The sequence below is a fragment of the Vicinamibacteria bacterium genome, from assembly GCA_035620555.1.
In the GTDB taxonomy this organism is placed as follows: domain Bacteria; phylum Acidobacteriota; class Vicinamibacteria; order Marinacidobacterales; family SMYC01; genus DASPGQ01.
The window spans coordinates 1-3767 of sequence record DASPGQ010000518.1 but is presented as its reverse complement, the minus strand read 5'-3'; the positions used below and the strand labels follow the sequence as shown (position 1 = coordinate 3767).

Genomic DNA, 3767 nt, shown 5'->3' with positions numbered 1-3767 from the left:
AGAGCTTCACCAGCCTCAAGGTCACGTCTCGTGAAGAGAAAAACGCCCTGGCCGCCGGGATCGAGGGCTTTCGTTTCACGAGTCCCTACGGCCCCCGGGTTCGCAAATGGCTCAAGCATGGAATCGGAGTGCACCACGCGGGGCTCCTGCCCAAATACCGCGTGCTCGTCGAAAAGCTCGCGCAGCGCGGCCTTCTCAAGGTCATCTGCGGTACGGATACGCTCGGGGTGGGCATCAACGTGCCCATCCGCACCGTGCTCTTCACCCGGCTCTGCAAGTTCGACGGCGAGAAGACGGCGGTTCTCTCCGCTCGGGACTTCCATCAGATTGCCGGCCGTGCGGGAAGGAAGGGCTTCGACGAGAGGGGATTCGTCGTGGCTCAGGCGCCGGAGCACGTCATCGAGAACCTCAAGCTCGAGGAGAAAGCGAAAGGGGGCAAGAAAGTCGTCAAGCGCAAGCCCCCGGAGCACAATTTCGCCAACTGGGACCGGCAGACGTTCGAACGCCTGGTGGCCGCGCCGCCGGAGCGTCTGAGCTCACGGTTCGCCGTGTCGCACGCAATGCTTCTGAATGTCCTCTCCCGGCCCGGTGACGGCTGCCGTGCGATGCAGCGACTCATCCGCGAAAGCCACGATCCTGAGGGGTCGAAACCAGCCCATTTCGCGCGGGGGTGGCAACTCTTCCGGTCGCTTCTTGCCCGCGGCATCGTCGAGATCGTTCCGCGAACCGCCGAGGGCTCACGCCTGCGAGTCAACGTGGAGCTTCAGGAAGACTTTTCGATGGATCAGACGCTCTCGCTCTACCTCATCGAGACGATTCCGCTCCTCGATCCGGATTCGGAGACGCACGCCCTCGATTTGCTCACGCTGGTCGAGAGCATCCTCGAGAATCCCGACCTCATCCTGCGGCGCCAGCTCGACAAGCTCAAGGCGAAGGCGGTGGCGGAGATGAAGGCTGCCGGGCTCGATTACGACGAACGCATGGAAGAGCTCGACCGGCTCGAATACCCCAAGCCGCTTCGTGAATTCATCTACTCGTCGTTCAACGAATTCGCCGACGAGCATCCGTGGGTAGGGGAGGAGAACATCCGGCCGAAATCGATCGCCCGCGAGATGTTCGAGACGTTTCGCTCGTTCTCGGACTACGTTCAGGAATACGAGCTCGAGCGCGTCGAAGGGCTTCTCCTACGTCACCTCGGAAGCGTATACAAGGTCTTGAGGCAGACGGTGCCCGACGCCTCGAAGACCGACGCCGTGGTCGAGATGGAGCTCTACCTTCGCGACATGCTGCGGCAGGTGGACTCGAGCCTGCTCGAGGAGTGGGAGAAGATGCGTGACCCATCCTACCTTCCGGGTGAAGGAAAGGAGCCGCGGCCACCGGGTCCGGAGGTAGCTCCCGACATCACCCGCGACTCGAAAACCTTTACCGCCGCCATCCGAATGCGCGTCTTCACCTTTCTTCGCGCGTGGTCGATCGGAGACGACGCAGCGGCCCTCGATGCCATCGATTTGTTGGAAGACCGGAACGGAGAGACGTGGACGCTCGACCGCCTCAGCGCCGCTCGCGAGGCTTTTCGAGTCGAGCACGTCGATCTGAGGCTCGATCCCGAGGCGCGAAACCTGCGACACACGCATGTCCTGCCTGCGGACGATCGGCGAACTTGGCTGGTGCAGCAGATGCTCGTGGACGTGCAAGAGCTGAACGACTGGGTAGCGGAGCTCGAAGTGGATCTCGATGCCTCACGCGAGGCAGGGGAACCGGCACTTCGGTTGCAACGCCTCGAGAGCCTCGTGTGATCGTCGCCCGCGTGGCGCCGGATCAGCGACCGTGGGTAGCTCGTGAATACCGCCAGCGGCTTCGGCGAACGGCCTCGAGGACGGGTGAAGGCTCGAGCCGGGATATCTCCTCGTGGGTGTAAGGGAACAAGTCGACTCCGGTGGGGAACGACCGGGGCAGATAGTCGGGAATCCGGTCGCGGATGGGCTTCGGGGATTCACTCAATAGCAGGAAGACGTCGATGTCGCTCCCCGGCGCGTAGCTATCGTTCTCGAAGGATCCGAAGACCACGATCTCCTCGATCTCGGGACGCCGCGAAAAGAGGAATCGCGCATAGTTGTCCATGGCTTCACGGACCCGACTCTTATCGACTGATTTGATGACGACAGAACTCAAGGAGCGCCTCGGCGTTGGCAATCGCTTGCTCCGCTTCCTTCCGAGTGTAGAAGTCGACGGGAGCGCCGCGCTCGAAACCGTTTGGATAACGCGTGGGGATGTAGTGCTTGTCGAGCTCCTTGGCGCGATCGATGAGAGATTCGGCCACCCGTACATCCGCCGGTAGCTCGGCCAACAGTAGGCTGAGCACATGGCCCCATGCATCCAGATGGAGCTTCTGAAAAACTGCTTTGATTGCTTTTTCCGCAGCCTGGTGGGAGGCGAATGCAGCCCATTCGAAGTCGCCGTCGTCGAGGGCGTTCCTCGCGTGTCGCAGATCCGCTTCGGCTTGCCGAAACCAGTCCTGCGAACGTTCCGCCACAACGAAGACTCTCATGAATGATACCGCAGCTGCATCTTCCGCGATGGCAGCTCGACTTCGAGCCCCGATGTTCCAGGTGGGACAAATCGCGACGTCCCACGTGGGACAACCGGTCGAATCCCGTCTGCTCAACCGCGGTTCGCGCCCACCGCAGAATTTTCTCGCTCGTGGGAAATTAGGGCTCCCGCACATTGAGGCCGCGCGAGCCGTTCTGCTAGGCTCTCCGCGAAGGAATCGATGGTGAAAGCGGCCGAGTCCGTCGAGGCGGAGGTTCTCAATGTCGTTGCCCTCTCCGACCACATGGTGACACCGGGACCGGCTCTCGAATTCGCGGAGCTTCTCGGGCAGGGCTCGATCGCTCTCGAGAGCGACTGCGGGCATGTCGTTCTCTTGTGTGAGGGAGAGCGCGTTCAGGAGATCATCCGCGCGTTTCTGGAGCGGTGAGAGAGATTTCGGAGACAAAGGCAGACTTACCAGCACCACCGCCGTGACCGAGGCTTTCTGTCCCTTGAGGCCGCGCTTCATTACGTTGTTCACCTTGCCGTGAGCAGAGAAGACAGCCCGGAGCTCCGGGAACTGAGATTCTTGCCTGCGTGAGTCAACGTTTGAGATATTGACGTATGAGTCACGCTATAACAGAACGTCTTACCAAGGCGCTTGCGGATTGGCTGAAGGACACGGCGAAGCGGATGGGCGTTTGTCGGGGCCAAATCGTGCGCGACCAGTTGGAGAAAGCCAAGGCAAACGGTGACAGCCGACCGTACATGCGTCTCGCCGGGAGCGTCTCGGGGCCCAAGGACCTTTCGAGCAGAAAAGGGTTCTCGAGATCGTGAAGGCGATCGCGGATACTCGCTTTCCCGTCGCGCTTGCCCGGAACGACCAGTACCCGCTCGTCGTCCCTCCTGCCTAGGAAACCGCGAAGCGCGCCGTCCGTGTCGCAGCTCGGCGCGTAGAGCTGGGTTGCCCACGGTTTCGCCACCGACGTAACGTCGTCGCGTTGTGTTCCTCCAAGGTGGCTCGACGTTCCCTCGACCGTTCGAGCGGATGAAATAGAATCTCCTCCTGAGGAAAATCCATGAAACCGTCAGCGATTGCCGTCCTCACCGCTCTCACCCTTCTCGTCCGGCCCGTCGAGCCGTCCGCGCAGCCGCTGGACCTCGCCTCGCTCGACGCCGAGCTTGCACGCGTCGTGAGGGAGAAGCACATCCCCGGGCTCTCGGTCGGCGTCATGCAC

At 61.7% G+C, this 3767-nt stretch carries 4 protein-coding genes; 2 read left to right on the top strand and 2 right to left on the bottom strand.

Features of this window, described 5'->3' with window-relative positions:
* On the top strand, positions 1 to 1796 hold a 1796-nt coding region (locus VEK15_21075), incomplete at its 5' end, for a DUF3516 domain-containing protein (protein HXV63205.1).
* A gap of 22 nt (positions 1797 to 1818) precedes the next feature.
* On the opposite strand, the gene VEK15_21070 is transcribed toward VEK15_21075, so the two are convergent.
* Positions 1819 to 2121 (bottom strand): nucleotidyltransferase domain-containing protein, encoded by a 303-nt coding sequence (locus tag VEK15_21070; GenBank protein HXV63204.1) that lies wholly within the window; start codon positions 2119 to 2121, stop codon positions 1819 to 1821.
* Between the two features lie 19 nt (positions 2122 to 2140).
* Positions 2141 to 2548 (bottom strand): HEPN domain-containing protein, encoded by a 408-nt coding sequence (locus VEK15_21065; GenBank protein ID HXV63203.1) that lies wholly within the window; start codon positions 2546 to 2548, stop codon positions 2141 to 2143.
* A gap of 222 nt (positions 2549 to 2770) precedes the next feature.
* On the opposite strand from VEK15_21065, the gene VEK15_21060 reads away from it, so the two are divergent.
* Positions 2771 to 2977: a hypothetical protein gene (locus tag VEK15_21060; GenBank protein ID HXV63202.1), complete on the top strand. Its 207-nt coding sequence runs from the start codon at positions 2771 to 2773 to the stop codon at positions 2975 to 2977.
* The last annotated feature ends 790 nt before the right edge of the window (positions 2978 to 3767 follow it).

Excerpts from the sequence above, each read along its gene's own strand:
- VEK15_21060 (HXV63202.1), top strand. The coding sequence starts at position 2,771 with ATGGTGAAAGCGGCCGAGTCCGTCGAGGCGGAGGTTCTCAATGTCGTT.
- VEK15_21070 (HXV63204.1), bottom strand. The coding sequence starts at position 2,121 with ATGGACAACTATGCGCGATTCCTCTTTTCGCGGCGTCCCGAGATCGAG.
- VEK15_21065 (HXV63203.1), bottom strand. The coding sequence starts at position 2,548 with ATGAGAGTCTTCGTTGTGGCGGAACGTTCGCAGGACTGGTTTCGGCAA.